Source organism: Pseudomonas sp. GD03858 (assembly GCF_029840925.1).
Taxonomy (GTDB): Bacteria; Pseudomonadota; Gammaproteobacteria; order Pseudomonadales; family Pseudomonadaceae; genus Aquipseudomonas.
The window spans coordinates 1-17,276 of the sequence record NZ_JAOCDM010000009.1 but is presented as its reverse complement, the minus strand read 5'-3'; the positions used below and the strand labels follow the sequence as shown (position 1 = coordinate 17,276).

At 63.5% G+C, this 17,276-nt stretch carries 17 protein-coding genes; 8 read left to right on the top strand and 9 right to left on the bottom strand.

The window, feature by feature from the left end; genetic code table 11:
* Window positions 1–113: 113 nt before the first annotated feature.
* Window positions 114–983 carry a pca regulon transcriptional regulator PcaR gene (gene pcaR / locus N5D48_RS04350; protein WP_279881427.1) on the bottom strand — a complete coding sequence of 290 codons (870 nt, stop codon included), beginning with the start codon at window positions 981–983 and terminating at the stop codon, window positions 114–116.
* 561 nt (window positions 984–1,544) lie between these two features.
* On the opposite strand from pcaR, the gene N5D48_RS04345 reads away from it, so the two are divergent.
* Window positions 1,545–1,745: a hypothetical protein gene (locus N5D48_RS04345; protein ID WP_279881425.1), complete on the top strand. Its 201-nt coding sequence runs from the start codon at window positions 1,545–1,547 to the stop codon at window positions 1,743–1,745.
* A gap of 79 nt (window positions 1,746–1,824) precedes the next feature.
* Here the strand turns inward: N5D48_RS04345 and N5D48_RS04340 are convergent, their stop codons facing one another.
* Window positions 1,825–2,007 carry a hypothetical protein gene (locus N5D48_RS04340; protein WP_279881423.1) on the bottom strand — a complete coding sequence of 61 codons (183 nt, stop codon included), beginning with the start codon at window positions 2,005–2,007 and terminating at the stop codon, window positions 1,825–1,827.
* 47 nt (window positions 2,008–2,054) lie between these two features.
* On the opposite strand from N5D48_RS04340, the gene N5D48_RS04335 reads away from it, so the two are divergent.
* On the top strand, window positions 2,055–3,527 hold the full coding sequence (locus N5D48_RS04335) for an inorganic phosphate transporter (protein WP_279881421.1): 1,473 nt from the start codon (window positions 2,055–2,057) through the stop codon (window positions 3,525–3,527).
* Between the two features lie 142 nt (window positions 3,528–3,669).
* Here the strand turns inward: N5D48_RS04335 and N5D48_RS04330 are convergent, their stop codons facing one another.
* Window positions 3,670–5,145, bottom strand: a complete 1,476-nt coding sequence (locus N5D48_RS04330; RefSeq protein WP_279881418.1) for a helicase HerA-like domain-containing protein — start codon at window positions 5,143–5,145, stop codon at window positions 3,670–3,672.
* Window positions 5,146–5,320: 175 nt separating this feature from the next.
* Here N5D48_RS04330 and N5D48_RS04325 point away from each other — a divergent pair, with 175 nt between their 5' ends.
* The 4 genes from N5D48_RS04325 (at window position 5,321) to N5D48_RS04310 (ending at window position 10,318) form a co-directional block, all read left to right on the top strand.
* Entirely contained in the window at window positions 5,321–7,195 is a 1,875-nt protein-coding gene (locus N5D48_RS04325; RefSeq protein WP_279881416.1) for a methyl-accepting chemotaxis protein, read from the top strand.
* A 255-nt stretch (window positions 7,196–7,450) separates the two neighbouring features.
* A complete protein-coding gene (locus N5D48_RS04320) occupies window positions 7,451–8,572 on the top strand; it encodes a glycosyltransferase family 1 protein (protein WP_279881414.1) in 1,122 nt (373 codons plus the stop codon).
* On the top strand, window positions 8,565–9,329 hold the full coding sequence (locus N5D48_RS04315; RefSeq protein WP_279881412.1) for a polysaccharide deacetylase family protein: 765 nt from the start codon (window positions 8,565–8,567) through the stop codon (window positions 9,327–9,329). The genes N5D48_RS04320 and N5D48_RS04315 overlap by 8 nt, the downstream gene beginning before the upstream one ends.
* A complete protein-coding gene (locus N5D48_RS04310) occupies window positions 9,326–10,318 on the top strand; it encodes a lysylphosphatidylglycerol synthase transmembrane domain-containing protein (protein WP_279881410.1) in 993 nt (330 codons plus the stop codon). The genes N5D48_RS04315 and N5D48_RS04310 overlap by 4 nt, the downstream gene beginning before the upstream one ends.
* Here the strand turns inward: N5D48_RS04310 and N5D48_RS04305 are convergent.
* Both N5D48_RS04305 and purU read right to left on the bottom strand, forming a co-directional pair.
* On the bottom strand, window positions 10,224–10,457 hold the full coding sequence (locus tag N5D48_RS04305) for a hypothetical protein (protein ID WP_279881408.1): 234 nt from the start codon (window positions 10,455–10,457) through the stop codon (window positions 10,224–10,226). The two genes, N5D48_RS04310 and N5D48_RS04305, sit on opposite strands and share 95 nt — an antisense overlap.
* Window positions 10,458–10,472: 15 nt before the next feature.
* Window positions 10,473–11,324, bottom strand: coding sequence for a formyltetrahydrofolate deformylase (gene purU, locus N5D48_RS04300; protein ID WP_279881406.1), 852 nt, complete (start codon window positions 11,322–11,324; stop codon window positions 10,473–10,475).
* Window positions 11,325–11,619: 295 nt separating this feature from the next.
* Between purU and mvaT the strand changes: the two genes are divergently transcribed.
* A complete protein-coding gene (mvaT, locus tag N5D48_RS04295) occupies window positions 11,620–11,997 on the top strand; it encodes a histone-like nucleoid-structuring protein MvaT (protein WP_279807705.1) in 378 nt (125 codons plus the stop codon).
* A 73-nt stretch (window positions 11,998–12,070) separates the two neighbouring features.
* On the opposite strand, the gene sbcB is transcribed toward mvaT, so the two are convergent.
* From sbcB to N5D48_RS04280, 3 genes are all read right to left on the bottom strand, one after another.
* Window positions 12,071–13,501 (bottom strand): exodeoxyribonuclease I, encoded by a 1,431-nt coding sequence (sbcB, locus tag N5D48_RS04290; protein ID WP_279881404.1) that lies wholly within the window; start codon window positions 13,499–13,501, stop codon window positions 12,071–12,073.
* A 61-nt stretch (window positions 13,502–13,562) separates the two neighbouring features.
* A complete protein-coding gene (locus N5D48_RS04285) occupies window positions 13,563–13,922 on the bottom strand; it encodes a PilZ domain-containing protein (protein WP_279881402.1) in 360 nt (119 codons plus the stop codon).
* A 123-nt stretch (window positions 13,923–14,045) separates the two neighbouring features.
* Window positions 14,046–14,429 carry a tetratricopeptide repeat protein gene (locus tag N5D48_RS04280; protein ID WP_279881400.1) on the bottom strand — a complete coding sequence of 128 codons (384 nt, stop codon included), beginning with the start codon at window positions 14,427–14,429 and terminating at the stop codon, window positions 14,046–14,048.
* A gap of 312 nt (window positions 14,430–14,741) precedes the next feature.
* Between N5D48_RS04280 and pyk the strand changes: the two genes are divergently transcribed.
* Complete coding sequence (pyk, locus tag N5D48_RS04275; protein ID WP_279881398.1) at window positions 14,742–16,196, top strand: pyruvate kinase; 1,455 nt, start codon at window positions 14,742–14,744, stop codon at window positions 16,194–16,196.
* 140 nt (window positions 16,197–16,336) lie between these two features.
* Here the strand turns inward: pyk and N5D48_RS04270 are convergent, their stop codons facing one another.
* Window positions 16,337–17,254: an iron-sulfur-binding ferredoxin reductase gene (locus N5D48_RS04270; protein ID WP_279881396.1), complete on the bottom strand. Its 918-nt coding sequence runs from the start codon at window positions 17,252–17,254 to the stop codon at window positions 16,337–16,339.
* Window positions 17,255–17,276 lie beyond the last annotated feature (22 nt).

The window sequence follows — 17,276 nt, the reverse complement described above, 5'->3', positions numbered from 1 at the left end:
CGCGATCCCTATGGGCCGGGTTTAGCCGCGAACAGCGGCGAAGCCGGTGCCAGGCAGCACAAGACAGTTGCCCCCACAGCATTGTGCATAGGGATGAGTGGCACCTGCGTAGCTCAGCCAAACAGCTGATGGCACAGGTCTCTGCTGGCCGCGAGCAGGATCGGCAGAAAGCGCTGCTCCAACTCGCCACGGCTGACCCGACCGACATGGGTGCTGACATTCAACGCCGCCAGCACCTGCCCGGAGGCGTCATAGATCGGCACGGCGATCGAACGCAGCCCCTGCTCCAGCTCCTGATCGACCACGCACCAGCCCTGCTCGCGCACCTGCTGGATACAGGCGAAAAGCGATTCCGAGTCATGCAGGGTGCGGCTGGTACGCGCCTTGAGGTCCGCGCGGTCCAGGTATTCGTGCAGGCTGGCGTCATCCAGCGCCGCCAGCAGGATGCGTCCCATGGAGGTGCAGTAGGCCGGTAACCGCCCACCGACCGACAGGTCGACCGAGATCAGCCGCTCGACCGTGGCCGAGCGCGCTATATAAAGAATGTCGTCGCCCTCCAGCGTGGCCATGTTGGCCGCCTCGTGGAGCTGGTCACTGATGCGATCCAGGTACGGCTGGGCCGATACCGCCAACGGTGTGGACGACAGATACGCATGGCCCAAGGTCAGGACCTTGGGCAGCAGCGAGTAGGTGCGCCCGTCGGTGGTCGCGTAGCCCAGCTTCATCAGGGTATGCAGGCAGCGACGCACCGCGGCCCGTGGGATTTCCGTGCGGTGGCTGATCTGGGCGATGGTCAGGTGCCGCTTGCGCTCCTGAAACGCCTGGATCACCGCCAGGCCACGGGCCAGCGAAGTCATGAAGTCCGGGTCGCCGGTGAACGCCTGGATGCGTTTGGCCGCCGACGCCACGATCGGCGGCGCCAACGCGGGGCTGGTGTTGCGCGTCGGCTCGGTCACTTGCGGGCCACGGTTTTCTTCGCTCATGGGCATGCCTCAAAAAATCGGTCGCTTTGTGCGATTATCGAACGAACGACCGATAATCGCAATTGACCGCTGACACTTTTACTTATACCTTTCCCCTGCCACATGTGGCTTCTTTGGAGAGACTGGTCAGGTACCCACCGTAGAAGTCCCAGGCAACGGCCTCGCCCACCAGCGAGGCCGTTTTCATTTCCGACAGCTAACAGTGAACCTTCACACGGGAAACTTGAACTTCTCATCTACTCGTCGGACCAAGCGATATCTACGCTCATCTCAACTTCACGGTCTTGATCAATCTTCGGTAAAGAACCATAGCCTTCCAGTTGCCGATTGCTATACTTCGACCCGTTGGATGCATGAGATGTATAGCGGATCCAATCATTACACCTTCGTCGCCTCATGGCCTGCCCACTCATGGCATGGGCCGCGGCTTGCCGGTGCGGTTTCGAACGACCGTGGACACTTGCAGGTCAATTCATCGCGACGATATATCCGCGCGGATATCCACACACATGATGTGTCTTGCAAAGCCCGCGCTCAACTTAACGCCAATCAGGTATTACTGTGACGAAAGAAGAACTGCGCGCAGAACTTGAGCGCCAGGCTGAACGTTACAAGGATGTTTACGGTGGTGAAGTCACCACCTACGCCGCTCAACCCGAACCCGAACGCAAACCCTGGCGTAAGCGCGCCAGCCTCCTCGACCAGGCGTTTGCCCAGGAACTGGAGAAGATGGAGAAGGACCTGCGCGCCGACGAGACCTGAGTCGAATCGGTCCCGCCGCTCGCTCGTCGCTGCCAGGAACCGACGGAGCCCTGGTCAAATTGCTACGGATGAAATGGAATCACACAAATTTCATACGAGCGTTTGAATCGCAGCCGAGCATTGAGAACTCGCACAAATCGTTGTTTTTCAAGAAAATTAACGACATTTTGCGATGACTTTTCTCTGTTTTCACGCTGCCATCGGCGCCGGGCTGGCAGATGCTGGGCTGCCATCGGTCTGCGGCAGGTGCATCGATTGCCATGGTTTTCTGGCATAATCCGCCCCCCCTAAGACCGCCAGAAAACCTTCATGATCGATTTATTCAGCGGACTGGATGCCTGGGTTGTCGTGAGCCTGACGCTCGCTCTGACCTTCGTGCTCGCATTCGAGTTCATCAATGGCTTTCATGACACCGCCAACGCGGTAGCCACCGTCATCTATACCAAAGCCATGCCGCCGCACCTGGCCGTGTTCTTCTCCGGTGTGTTCAATTTCCTCGGAGTGCTGCTCGGCGGTGTCGGGGTGGCCTATGCCATCGTCCACCTGTTGCCGGTGGAACTGCTGATCAATGTGAACACCGGACACGGCCTGGCCATGGTCTTCTCGTTGCTGGCCGCGGCCATCACCTGGAACCTGGGCACCTGGTACTTCGGCATCCCGGCCTCCAGCTCGCACACCCTGATCGGCTCTATTCTGGGCGTGGGCCTGGCCAATGCCCTGCTCAGCGACATTCCGCTGGGTGACGGCGTCAACTGGCAGAAGGCGATCGACATCGCCATGTCGCTGGTGCTCTCGCCGATGGCCGGTTTCGCCGTGGCGGCCCTGGTGCTGATCGGCCTGAAATGGTGGCGCCCGCTGTCGAAGATGCACAAGACCCCGGATCAGCGTCGCAAGCTCGACGACAAGAAGCACCCGCCGTTCTGGAACCGCCTGGTGCTGGTGATCTCGGCCATGGGCGTGAGCTTCGTGCACGGTTCCAACGATGGCCAGAAAGGCATCGGCCTGATCATGCTGGTGCTGATCGGTATCGTCCCGGCCAAGTTCGTGCTCGACCTGAACAGCACCACCTACCAGATCGAGCGTACCCGTGACGCCACCCTGCACCTGAGCCAGTTCTACCAGCGCAACGCCGCGACCCTCGGCGAGTTCCTGGCGCTGGGCAAGGCCCAGGCGAGCGACCTGCCCGAGCAGTTCAGTTGCAACCCGCAGCAGACCGAGCCGACCATCGCCGCGCTGCAGTCCTCGCTCGCCGGCGTGACCGACTACCGTGCGCTGAGCGCCGAGAAGCGCGTCGAAGTCCGCCGCTACCTGCTGTGCCTGGACGACACGGCGAAGAAGGTCGGCAAGCTGCCAGGCCTGGAGGCCCGTGAAAAGGCCGACCTGGAGAAGCTGCGCAAGGACCTGACCGCCACCACCGAGTACGCCCCGTTCTGGGTGATCGTCGCCGTCGCCCTGGCCTTGGGCCTGGGCACCATGGTCGGCTGGAAGCGCGTGGTGCTGACCGTTGGCGAGAAGATCGGCAAGCAAGGCATGACCTACGCCCAGGGCATGTCGGCGCAGATCACCGCGGCGTGCGCGATCGGCATGGCCAACGTGTTCAGCCTGCCCGTGTCCACCACCCATGTCCTGTCCTCGGGCGTGGCCGGCACCATGGTCGCCAACAAGAGCGGCCTGCAAGGCGGTACCGTGAAGACCATCCTGCTGGCCTGGGTACTCACCCTGCCAGCCTCGATGAGCCTGGCGGCCGGCCTGTTCTGGCTGGCGTCCAAGGCCATTGGCTGATCCCCTTTCGCGGGATTGAAAAAGGCGCCTTCGGGCGCCTTTTTCGTGTCTGCCTGTACCGCCCCATTCGCGGGTAAACCCGCTCCCACAGGCCAGGAGCCAGGCTCAAGGGCCTGTGGGAGCGGGTTTACCCGCGAAAGACCTAGCGCTTCTTGCCGCCCAGCAACGAGCCCATCAACCCGCGCACCAATTGCCGCCCAAGCTGATTGGCCGCCTGGCGCACCGCCGACTTGATCGCCTGTCCCGCCGCGCTCTGCAGGAACTCCCCAGCCTTGTCGGCGAAACTGTCGTCATCGGCCTTGGACTGGGGCACGGGCTCGACCGGCTCACCCTTGCGCTGGGTCAGCAGCTCATAGGCCGACTCGCGATCGATCGGCTTGTCGTAGCGACCCGCCAGCGGGGAATCCGTGATCAGCGCGGCACGTTCGCTCGCCGTCAACGGACCGATCCGCGACTGTGGCGGTGCGATCAGTACCCGCTGGACCATGGCCGGCGTGCCCTTCTCCTCCAGCGTGCCAACCAATGCCTCGCCAATGCCCAGCTCAGTCAGCACGGCCAGGCTGTCGAACGCCGGGTTCGGGCGGAAGCCATCGGCCACCGCGCGCAACGACTTCTGCTCCTTGGCGGTGAACGCCCGCAGTCCGTGCTGGATCCGCAGCCCCAGCTGCGCCAGCACCGCGTCGGGCAGGTCGCCCGGCGACTGGGTCACGAAGTAAACCCCCACGCCCTTGGAGCGGATCAGCCGCACCACCTGTTCCAGGCGATCCTGCAACGCCTTGGGCGTGCCATTGAACAGCAGGTGCGCTTCATCGAAGAACAGCGCCAGCACGGGCTTGTCGGCATCGCCGCGCTCGGGCAACTGCTCGAACAGCTCGGCCAGCAGCCACAGCAGGAAGGTCGCATAGACCTTGGGCGCGTCGTGCACCAGGCGACTGGCGTCCAGCAGGTGGATGCGCCCACGCCCATCGCTGTCCGGGCGCAGCAGGTCCTCCAGTTGCAGCGCCGGCTCGCCGAACAGTGCCTCGGCCCCCTGTTGCTCCAGCGTCGCCAGGCGGCGCAGCAGGGCCTGGGTCGAGGCGCTGGTCATCAGCGCGCTGTCCTCGCCGAGCAACTGCGGGTTGTCCTTCAGATGCGCGAGCAGCGCCTTGAGGTCCTTGAGATCGAGCAGCAGCAGGCCTTCCCGGTCAGCCACCTTGAAGGCGGCATACAAGGCCGCCTGCTGGCTGTCGGTGAGTTCGAGCAGGTTGCCCAGCAACAGCGGGCCCATTTCGCTCAAGGTGGTACGCAGCGGATGCCCCGACTGCCCGGCGATATCCCACAAGCTCACCGGATAGGCCTGAGGCCTGTGGTTCAGCCAGGGCATACCGGCGATGCGTTCGGCCACCTTGCCCTGGGGCGCGCCGGCAGCGCCAAGGCCGCACAGGTCACCCTTCACGTCCGCGGCGAACACCGCCACGCCGGCATCGCTGAACAGCTCGGTCAGATGCTGCAAGGTGACGGTCTTGCCCGTACCAGTGGCACCTGCCACCAATCCATGGCGATTGGCCAGGCGCATGGCCTGGGATACCGGCTGGCCATCCGGACCTGCGCCTATGACCATTCGTAAGGAATCCGACATATTGCTTTGTCCCCTGCTCAAGTTCTGCCACTGAACGGCCGATATTTCAAAATGATTCTTCCCAGAAAGAAAGACAGGAACACCCCGAAAAGGACCCACGGGAATTGTTGCACTGTTTTCCCGCCGTGCTTTGTGCGAACGACCCGATAAAAACCTTAGCGGACACGATCACGTTATGAATAAAAGCCTTCGTTTCAGCCACAAGATTCTACTGGCGGCATCACTGATCGTGATCCTCGCCTTCAGTCTGTTCACCCTCTACAACGACTACCTCCAGCGTAATGCCATTCGCGCGGACCTGGAAAACTATCTGGCCGAGATGGGTGACTCCACCTCCACCAATATCCGCAACCTGTTCGAAGGGCGGATCAAGCTGGTCGAGAACGTCGCCCAGAACCTGGCCCAGTACCCACAGAACACCGGCACCCTGCTCGGCCAGAACGCCCTGACCTCGAGCTTCCTCACCATCTATCTGGGCCAGCCCGACGGCACCTTCACCGTGCGTCCGGACACCAAGATGCCCGATGGCTACGACCCCCGCGTACGGCCTTGGTACAAGGACGGGCTGAACGCCAGCGGGCCGATCCTCACCGAGCCCTACATCGACATGGCCACCAACAAGATGGTCATCTCGATCATCAGCACCGCCTCGCGCTCGGTGGGCGTGGTCGGCGGCGACCTGGCCCTCGACGGCCTGGTGGACATCATCAACTCGCTGAACTTCGGCGGCATGGGCTACGCCTTCCTGGTCAACGACCAGGGCAAGGTCCTGGTGCATCCAGACAAGAACCTGGTGATGAAGTCCCTGTCGGACCTGTTCCCACAGAACACACCGAAACTGACCCGCGAGCTGACCGAAGTCGAGCTCGACGGCCAGACCCGCCTGGTCACCTTCACCCCGGTCAAGGGGCTGCCCTCGGCCAACTGGTACATCGGCCTGTCGGTGGACAAGGACAAGGCCTTCTCGATGCTCAGCACCTTCCGCACCTCGGCGGTGATCGCCACGCTGGTGGCGGTGGTGATCATCATCGCCCTGCTCGGCCTGCTGATTCGCGTGTTGCTGCAACCGCTGCACACCATGACCCGCGCCATGGAGAACATCGCCGAGGGCGAAGGTGACCTGACCCGCCGTCTGCAGATCCACAACCACGACGAGTTCGGCATCCTTGGCACCGCCTTCAACCGCTTCGTCGAGCGCATCCACGGTTCGATCCGCGAGGTGTCCTCGGCCACCGAGCAGGTCAACGAGGTGGCGCTGCGGGTGATCAGTGCCTCGAATTCGTCGATGAGCAACTCCGACGAGCAGTCCAATCGCACCAACAGCGTCGCCGCGGCCATCAACCAGCTCGGCGCCGCCGCCCAGGAAATCGCCGGCAACGCTGCCCAGGCTTCGCAGCATGCCAGCTCCGCCCGCCTGCTGGCCGAAGAAGGTCAGCAGGTGGTGCAGCGCAACATCGACGCGATGAATCGCCTGTCGGACCTGATCGTCGACTCCAGCGCGCACATCGAGACCCTCAACAACAAGACCGTCAACATCGGCCAGATCCTCGAGGTGATCACCAGCATTTCCCAGCAGACCAACCTGCTGGCGCTCAACGCCGCCATCGAGGCAGCCCGCGCCGGCGAGGCCGGGCGTGGTTTCGCCGTGGTTGCCGATGAAGTGCGCAACCTGGCGCACCGCACCCAGGAATCGGCGCAACAGGTGCAGACCATGATCGAGGAATTGCAGGTCGGTGCCCGCGAATCGGTCGAGACCATGGGCCAGAGCCAGCGCCACAGCCAGGACAGCCGGGAGATCGCCAACCAGGCGGGCGAGCGCCTGGGCAGCGTCACCCAGCGCATCGGCGAGATCGATGGCATGAACCAGTCGGTGGCCACCGCCACCGAAGAGCAGACCGCCGTGGTCGACTCGATCAACATGGACATCAACGAGATCAACATGCTCAACCAGGAAGGCGTCGAGAACCTGCAGGCCACCCTGCGTGCCTGCTCGGACCTCGAGCAGCAGGCCGGACGCCTCAAGCAGCTGGTCGGCAGCTTCCGCATCTAGCTGCAAGCTGCAAGCTACAAGCTACAAGCTACAAGTAAAAACAGGGCCGCACGCTCTTGCCTTTACTTGCAGCTTGCAGCTTGCAGCTTGCAGCTTGCAGCTTGCGGCTGCAGCTTGCAGCTTGCGGCTGCAGCTTGCGGCTTGCAGCCCCCCCAACCCGATCGAACAAACTATCCTTCAGGTAGGTCAACCCTCAGGCGCGTCATCGGCGGCTCATTCTCCGCCGATGGCACACCCGAGGACGATCCCGGAGGGATGCTGATCGTGCACATCGCCGACATCACCATGTTCTACGCCCCGGCCAGCGGCGGCGTGCGAACCTATCTTGATGCCAAACACCGCCGCCTCGACGCCATGCCCGGCGTTCGCCACAGCCTGCTGATCCCCGGCGCCAGCGCCAGCCATACCGATGGCATCTACCACGTTCCCGCCCCACCCCTGCCATTCGGCAACGGCTACCGCTTCCCAGTGCGCCTGGCGCCCTGGTGCAACGTGCTGCGGGGGCTGCGGCCCGACCTGATCGAGGTGGGTGACCCCTACCTCACCGCCTGGGCCGCGCTGGAGGCACGGCGCAAGCTCGACGTCCCGGTGATCGGTTTCTACCACTCCGACCTGCCACTGCTGGTGAGCAACCGCATGGGCCACTGGTTCACCCCTAATGTCGAGGCTTACGTCAGCAAACTGTACGGCCATTTCGACCGGGTCCTGGCGCCCAGCCAGGCGATGGCCGACAAGCTGCGCAGGCTCGGTGTCGCCAATGTCCACGTACAGCGCCTGGGCGTCGACCTGGGACTGTTCCACCCCGAACGCCGCGACCCCGGCCTGCGCGCGCAACTGGGCATCGCCGACACCAGCCGTCTGCTGGTCTTCGCCGGGCGCGGCTCGCGCGAGAAGAACCTGCCGGTGCTGCTCGACTGCATGCGCATCCTGGGCCGCCACTATCACCTGCTGCTGGTGGGGTCCAACATGCCGGCCAATGTGCCGGACAACGTCAGCGTGATCGATCATTTCTGCCCGCCTCAGGAAGTAGCCCGTCTGCTCGCCAGCGCCGACCTGCTGGTGCATGCCGGAGATCAGGAAACCTTCGGCCTGGTCATTCTCGAAGCCATGGCCAGCGCCACGCCCGTAGTGGCGGTGCGCGCCGGGGCCTTCGGCGAAATCGTCGGCGAACAATGCGGTCGCCTGTGCCGAGCCAATGACAGCCCGGCCATGGCCGCAGCGGTTCGCGAAGTGTTCGAGGCCGGCGTACGTTCGCTCGGTGTCCAGGCCCGTCGCCATGTCGAGCGCCACTACAGCTGGGATACCGTGGTCAACGGCCTGCTCGTGCATTACCAGGCGGTGCTCGGTCACCAGCCCTGGGCGCGCGCCCATGGCTGACCTGCATCGCGGCCCACGCAGCCTGATGCTGGTGCTGCACGATGTCGCGCCGGAAACCTGGCCGGACTACCAGCCCTTCGTGCAGGCCATCGATGCGCTGGGCGGCGTGCCGATGACCTGGCTGGTGGTGCCGGATTTCCATCACCGCAACGCGTTGCAACGCTCACCGACTTTCTGTCGCCTGCTCGAGCGACGCCTGGCCTGCGGCGACGAGCTGGCCCTGCACGGTTACTACCATGCTGACGACGGCCCGACACCTCGCGGGCCGGCCGAATACTTCATGCGCCGCCTGTATACCCACGAAGGCGAGTTCTACGGGCTCGACCAGGCCAGCGCGCGGCAACGGCTGGAGGCCGGGCTGGCGCTGTTCGCGCAGCAAGGCTGGCCAGTGGCGGGCTTCGTCGCCCCAGCCTGGCTGATGAGCGACGGCACGCGCCAAGCGCTTCGCCAACTGCCGCTGCGCTACACCAGCACGCCCCAGCACCTGTATCGCCTGCCGGACTTCACCGCCGTCGCCGCCCCCGGCCTGGTGTGGAGCGCGCGCAGCGCCTGGCGCCGCGGCTTGTCGAGAGTCGTCAGCGAGTGGCAATGTCGACGCTGGCACGAGGCCGACACCCTGCGCCTGGGGCTACACCCGGTGGACATGCGCCATGCCAGCGCACGCAACTACTGGCTCGACACCTTGCACACCCTGCTGGCACAGGGTCGCGAACCGCTGACCAAGTCCGCCTGGCTGGATCGCCAGCTGCCCCCATGAAGCGCCTGGGCTGGCTGGCCCTGGCGCTGCTGCCGGCACTGCTGGTCCCGGCCCTGCTCGGCGGCGGTCAGCTGCTGCCGCGCCTGCGCACCTTCGCCCCCGACCTGATGCTGCCGCTTCTGGGGATGATCCTGCTGTGCTGGACCCTCAATGCCGCACGCCTGCGTCTGTTGCTCGGCGAACAGGGCGCGCGACTGGGCCGGGTACGCAGCCTGGGCGTGGTCATGGCCACCGAGTTCGCCATCTGCAGTACGCCCGCAGGCAGCGGCGGCCCACTGACCTTGATGGCACTGCTGAGGCGTGAGCACATCGCCGCCTCGCGCAGCGGTGCGGTATTCGCCATGGATCAGCTGAACGATCTGGTGTTCTTCTTCTGCGCGATGCTGGCGATCGCCGCCTACGCCCTGTTCCACAGCCTTGGGCACAACCAGCAAAGCATGCTGCTGGGCAGTGCCCTGCTGCTGTGCGCGGCACTGGGAGGGATCGTCGGGCTGCTACGCGCCCGGCGCTCGGTGATGCGCGGCAACGGACGCCTGCTACGGCGACTGGGCATGGCCCCCGCGCGTCGACGGCACTGGGCGCGCAAGCTGCTGCGCTTCCTCCATGCCCTGGCCGACACCTGGCGCCTGCCCAAGCCTACCCTGGCGCTGGTGTTCGCCCTCACCTGCGCGCACTGGGGCCTGCGCTACAGCGTGCTGTTCCTGGTGTTGAGAGGGCTGGGGGTGGAACTGGCGTGGATACCGAGCTTCCTGGTGCAGATGCTCTCGCTCAGCGCCGGACAGTTCAGCCTGTTGCCGGGTGGCGCGGGAGCCGCGGAGGTGACCTCGGCGACCTTGTTGGCGCCACTGGTGGGATCGTCGACGGCAGCCGCGGCGATCCTGATCTGGCGTGCGGTCACGTTCTACTTCTATCTGCTTGCTGGCGGGCCGGTGTTTCTATGCCTGGTGGCAGGTCCGCTGCTGGCGCGCCGGCGTCGCCAGACGCATTGAAGCGCTGCCAGAGCTCGGCGGCACCGGGAAATTCGGTGCCGTCGTCGTCGCTCAACGCATCGGGATCGAAACGGGCCAGGCAACCCTCGCCCAAGGTCGGCGGCGCCGAGGCGCCGGCCTTGTCACGTGGATCCGCCATGCACAGGCCCTTGCTTCAGTTGAACACCACAGTTTTATTGCCATGCACCAGCACGCGGTCTTCCAGGTGGTAGCGCAGGCCGCGGGCCAGCACCATCTTCTCCACGTCGCGACCGAAACGCACCATGTCCTCGATGCTGTCGGCGTGGCTGACACGCACCACGTCCTGCTCGATGATCGGACCGGCATCCAGCTCTTCGGTGACGTAGTGGCAGGTTGCACCGATCAGTTTCACACCGCGCAGGGCCGCCTGGTGGTAGGGCTTGGCACCGACGAACGACGGCAGGAAGCTGTGGTGGATGTTGATGACTTTCTCGGCATACGCCTGGCACAGCTGTGGCGGCAGGATTTGCATGTAACGGGCCAGTACCACCGCGTCGGCAGCATATTCCTCGACCAGGCGCGACACTTCGGCGAAGGCTGGCTGCTTGTCCTTCGGATCGACCGGGACATGATGGAATGGAATGCCATGCCACTCGACCATGCTGCGCAGGTCGTTGTGGTTGGAGATCACGCAGGGAATCTCGCAATCCAGTTCATCGGTGTGCCAGCGGTGCAGCAGGTCGGCCAGGCAATGCGATTCGCGGCTGGCCATCAGCACCACACGCTTCTTCTGGGCGGAGTCGGTGATCCGCCAGGTCATGGAGAACTCTTCGGCGATCGGCGCGAACGCCTCGCGGAAAGCCTCGATACCGAACGGCAGCGACTCGGCACGAATTTCATGGCGCATGAAGAACCAGCCACTCTGCTCGTCGGAGTGGTGGCTGGCTTCGTTGATCCAGCCATTGTAGAGGGCCAGGAAATTACTGACTTTCGCCACGATGCCGACGCGGTCGGGGCAGGCAATCACCAGTCGATAGGTGCGCATGAGAGAGACTCCAGAACTTCGCAAAGGCGCGTATTCTAGCGGCCTGGCGGAAAAAACGCAGTAATCATCTACGCCCGTGCCCTGTCGCTTGCACGCGCAATTTGGCTTGCTAAATTCCCTTCGATTCAAGCGGCTGTGGCCAGCGCCCCGTCAACATGTAATTTTTTTTAACCTAATAGCGAGGAATTTTCCCTCTGCTATTAATTGACTCATGCCTTTTAATTGTTTACTTGCCAGTTTGGCCTGTCTATTATTGCCGGCACTGTCTCTCTGAACATGCATTAAGGAACACACCATGTCCCTGATCAACGAATACCGCGCCACCGAAGAAGCCATCAAGGAACTTCAAGCCCGTCTGGCCAACCTGTCGCAAGATGACAAGCTGAAGAAAGAACTGGAATTCGAAGGCAAGCTGCGCGCCCTGATGGGTGAATACTCCAAGTCCCTGCGTGACGTGATCGCCCTGCTCGATCCGGAAAGCAAACTGAGCAAGGCACCGCGCGGCGCTGTCAAGACCACCGCCACCAAGCGTGCGCGCAAAGTCAAGCAATACAAGAATCCGCACAATGGCGAGATCATTGAAACCAAGGGCGGCAACCACAAGACCCTGAAAGAGTGGAAAGCCAAGTGGGGCGGCGACGTCGTCGAAAGCTGGGCTACCCTGCTGGACTGATTCGCCGTACTGCGCATTGGTTTCAAGATGAAAAACGCCGGCACTTGCCGGCGTTTTTTGTTTTCCGCTCATTTCAAAGCTGGTAGTTCGCCTTCAACTGCCTGATATGTTCCGACCAGGCCGTCAGCACCTGCCGCCCCGCCTCGCTCGCAGCGTCCCAACTGCTCTGGCATGCCAGTTCGAAGTCAGCGATCGTCGTCGGCGCGCCATACCCAGGATCCATCAGGCGCTGCTGGCAGAACCCATGCCAACGCGCACGCTCCTGTTCATCCAGGGTATCGCTGAAGTTGCGCGCACGGTAACGGAACAACAACTCCGGCAGCCGCGCGTCATCGAACATCCAGTGCTGCTTGCCCAATTGTCCGGGGTCCATGCCGCGCACTTGCTCGCTCAGACGCTTATCCCGATCACCCAGGAATCCGTCATACAGCTGTTGCTCCGGATCTTCACTTGGCGCGAACCCTTCCTCCTGGAAAATGACAGGCAACTTGTCCCGCCAGTGGTCCTGCTGATTAGCCAATTGCTCGCCACTTGACTGCAACGCCGACAAGTCGATGCCGAGGCGTTGCTGATCGACAGGGCGCAGTACCGACAGTGGCGCCAATACCGGGCAGCGATTGATGTGCACCAACTTGAGCGGTACTGGTAGTTGGCCTTCGGCCATGTCTTCACGTCGTGTGTATAAACGCTGACGCAAGGCTTCTGCACTTTCCTGGAGCAGTGGCTGTGTATCCTGCTGCAGATCACAGACAATCAATGCATTGCGATTGCGCGGGTGCCAGGCCAACGGCAGCACCACCCCGATATAGTTGCGCTGGGCCGAGAAGCGACCGGATACATGCACCAGCGGTTGCAACAAGCGAACCTGTTCCATGACCTTGTGCTTGCTGCGCAGTTGGAACAACCAGTCGTACAACTTCGGCTGTTTCTCGCGAATCAGACGCGCCAGGGCGATCGTCGCCCGTACGTCGGAAAGCGCTTCGTGGGCTTGGCCATGATCCAGGCCGTTGGCCTTGCTCAGCAGCTCCAGGCGCAGGCTGGTGCGCCCATCCTGTTGCGGCCACTGGATACCCTCTGGACGCAAGGCATAGGCGGTGCGCACCACATCGATCAAGTCCCAACGGCTGTTGCCGCCCTGCCATTCACGGGCGTAGGGGTCGAAGAAGTTCCGATAGAGGCTGTAGCGGGTGACTTCGTCATCGAAACGCAGGGTGTTGTAGCCAGCGCCACAGGTGCCAGGCCTGGCCAGCTGCTCATGTACCCGGGTCATGAACTCGCCTTCGCACAGCCCATGGCTGGCCAGCTGCTGCGGGGTGATGCCGGTCACCAGGCAAGCCGCCGGGTGCGGAAGAATGTCGTCGGAGGGGCGGCAGTAAAGGCTGATCGGCGCCTCGATCTCATTGAGATCGAGGTCAGTGCGCACGCCGGCCATCTGCAATGGGCGGTCGCAGCGCGGGTTGATGCCGGTGGTTTCGTAGTCGTGCCAGAAGATGCTGGAGCTCACGGGGTCGTCCTGTAACAAGGTCGTCCAGAGTCTAGCGGTCCAAGCGTTGCCCAGGCCAGCCTCAGACCGAGGCGTTCGCGGGGCGGAAAGTGAAGAAATCGCGTAGGGAACGCACGAAGTCGTCGTATTCCTGCGGCGCCTGCAGCAGCATGAAGCCGGCATCGTAGTGCCCAGGTGTTTCGTCTTCGCGGCACCACAGGCAACTGGCGGTCAGGTTGATGAACTGCAGCCCGCCTCCGGCCAACGGCACGCGCAATTGCAGCTCGAAATCAGGCCCTGCCAGCACCGGCAGTTGGCTGATCAGCATCAACCCATCCTCGGACGCATTGCCCAGATAGCCGATCTGCTGGTCGGTGAAGCGGTTGAACACCTTGAGCACGCAAGGCAACTGATGGCGTTCGATGTGTCGCTCGATGAACATGGTCGCAGTGAGGTCCTGTACCTGATGCCAGGAAGACAAGGTACTGGCGATGATCGTTACAACGCTTTAACAGATTAGTCCAAACCGACGGACGGACTACATGAAATCATCGACACCTTGGCATTAACGCCAAGGTGTAGTGTTCGCAGGCGTGGCCATTGCCGCTTCGCCACGCAGGTGCCCAAGCTTCTCCAGCGTCTGCAGGCGCGCCTGCGCGCGGTAGGCATACTCATTGCGCGGGTATTGCTGGATCAGGTACTGGTAGGTCTGTGCCGCGTCGACATAGAGCTTCTGTCGCTCCAGGCACTGGCCGCGCAGCAGCGAAACCTCCGGATGGATGAACGGACGGGCGCGACTGGTGCGGTCGACCTGGGACAGCTCCAGCATCACCTTGGCACAGTCGCCACGGTCGTAGGCCCGATAGGCATTGTTCAGGTGATGGTCCATGGACCAGCGGGTGCAGCCGACGACACTGGCCGCCATGGTCAAAACGATCAGGGTGCGCATGGGAATTCTCCTTTGATGGGCAGTGTATCGGCGCATTGCCGGGTTTCTTCAGCTGCAAGCTGCAAGCTCCAAGCTCCAAGCTGCAAGCTGCAAGCTGCAAGCTCCAAGCTCCAAGCTGCAAGCTGCAAGCTGCAAGTGGTTGTACGCCGCCCCTTACTTGTAGCTTGTAGCTTGCCGCTTGTAGCTTATCGCTGCCGCCGAGCCGACCGTTCAAACGCAACCCTGCCTTGCGTGCCGGTAGTGCAACGGAACAATGACTACAGCGCAATTGAGGAGTAGCCTTTCGCTGCGCTTCACTATAGGAGTCTGTGCATGACCATCCGCCGTACCAAAATCGTCGCCACCCTTGGCCCCGCCAGCAACTCGCCGGAAGTGATCGAACAGCTGATCCTCGCCGGCCTGGACGTGGCACGTCTGAACTTCTCCCACGGCACCCCGGACGAGCACAAGGCCCGCGCCCGCCTGATCCGCGACATCGCCGCCAAGAACGGCCGCCACGTCGCGCTGCTGGGCGATCTGCAGGGTCCGAAGATCCGCATCGCCAAGTTCGCCAACAAGCGCATCGAATTGAAGATCGGTGACAAGTTCACCTTCTCCACCGCCCACCCGCTCACCGAAGGCACCCAGGACATCGTCGGCATCGACTACCCCGACCTGGTCAAGGACTGCGGCGTCGGTGACGAACTGCTGCTCGACGACGGCCGTGTGGTCATGCGCGTCGAGACCGCCACGGCGGACGCCCTGCACTGCGTGGTGATCATCGGTGGCCCGCTGTCGGACCACAAAGGCATCAACCGCAAAGGCGGCGGCCTGACCGCCCCGGCCCTGACCGAGAAGGACAAGGCCGACATCAAGCTGGCCGCGGAAATGGACCTGGACTACCTGGCCGTGTCGTTCCCGCGCGACGCCAGCGACATGGAATACGCGCGCAAGCTGCGTGACGAAGCCGGCGGCAGCGCCTGGCTGGTGGCCAAGATCGAACGCGCCGAAGCGGTCGCCGACGACGAGACCCTGGACAAGCTGATCGCCGCCTCCGACGCGGTGATGGTCGCCCGTGGCGACCTGGGCGTGGAAATCGGCGACGCCGAGCTGATCGCCATCCAGAAGAAGATCATCCAGCACGCCCGCCGCAACAACAAGGCAGTGATCGTCGCGACCCAGATGATGGAGTCGATGATCCAGAACCCGATGCCGACCCGCGCCGAAGTGTCCGACGTGGCCAACGCCGTGCTCGACAACACCGACGCGGTGATGCTGTCGGCCGAGAGCGCCGCCGGCGCCTACCCGATCGAAGCCGTACAGGCCATGGCCCGAATCTGCTCGGGCGCCGAGAAGCACCCGACCAGCCAGAAGTCCAGCCACCGCCTGCACACCACCTTCGAGCGCTGCGACGAATCCATCGCCCTGGCGGCCATGTACACCGCCAACCACTTCCCGGGCGTCAAGGCGATCATCGCCCTCACCGAAAGTGGCTACACCCCGCTGATCATGTCGCGCCTGCGCTCGCACGTGCCGATCTTCGCCCTGTCGCCGCACCGCGCCACCCAGGCCCGTGCCAACATGTTCCGCGGCGTCTACCCGATCGCCTTCGACCCGGCCTCGCTGCCGGCCGACAAGGTGAGCCAGGCAGCGGTCGACGAGCTGCTCAAGCGCGGTCTGGTCGAGCAAGGTGACTGGGTGATCCTGACCAAGGGCGACAGCTATCACACCATCGGTGGCACCAACGGCATGAAGATCCTGCACGTGGGTGATCCGCTGATCGGTTGATCCTGCTCCCGTTGGGGCCGCTTTGCGGCCCTATCGCGACACAAGGCCGCTTCCACAACTACCGCGCAGCTCCAGGGTTGCGGGGAACCTGTGGGAGCGGCCTTGCGTCGCGAAAGGAGGGCAAAGCCCTCCCTGTTCTCTCAGGCATGCTCACTGAACACATCGGCAAACAACTGCCCCCTGGGCATCCCCGCTATAAATAGCCGCCGAGCAAACTGCTCTACCCGCCCCGGCGCCCCGCACACCAGCGCCACCGTCTGACGCGACGCCAAGCGCAACCCCGCCAACGCCTCCTCGAAATCCTCGCTCGCCACCAGTTCCACACTCACCTGTTCCCCAGCCAGCGCCTGTAAAGCTTCGGCCAGGTAATGCTCACGAGCCACATGCAGCACCTTGATCGGCCCCAGGTGCCCTTGCTGCAGCGCCTCGCGCAGGATGCCCCACAACGGCGCCAGCCCGGTGCCTGCGGCCAGCAACCAGAGCGGCCGTGTCTGCCAGTCCGGATCGTAGTGCAACGCCCCGCCCCTGAGCTCGCCCAGCCTCAGCACATCGCCCAAGCGAAGCTGCCTTGCCTGATCGCAGAACGCACCGGGACGGTGGCAGTCCAGGTGGAACTCCAGGAAGTCGTCCTCGCCCGGCAGGCTCGCCAACGAGTAGGGTCGCGCGACGCCGCCGCTCCACAACACCAAGTGCTGCCCGGCCTTGTAGCGCAGTGGCCGCTCCGCTCGCAGCCTCAGGCGCAGCACCTCGGCGAACCAGTCCAACCCGATCACGGTTGCCGGCAGTCCATCGCTTCGGGGATCGAACAGCGCCACCCGCAGGTCGCTGGCGACCGAGCACTGGCAGGCCAGGCGCCAGCCCTGCTCGCGCTTGTCCGCCGCCAGCGCCTCGGGTTTCGCGTCGACGGGCATACCGTCCAGGCAACGCACCAGACAGGCGTGGCAGCTGCCGGCGCGGCAGCTGTAGGGCACGGCGCAACCGGCGTCGTTGAGCGCATCGAGCAGGTTGCTGTCGGCGGGCACCCACCAACGGCGTTCGCCCACGCAAAGTTCGGGCATGTCAGTTCATCTCCAAATGCAA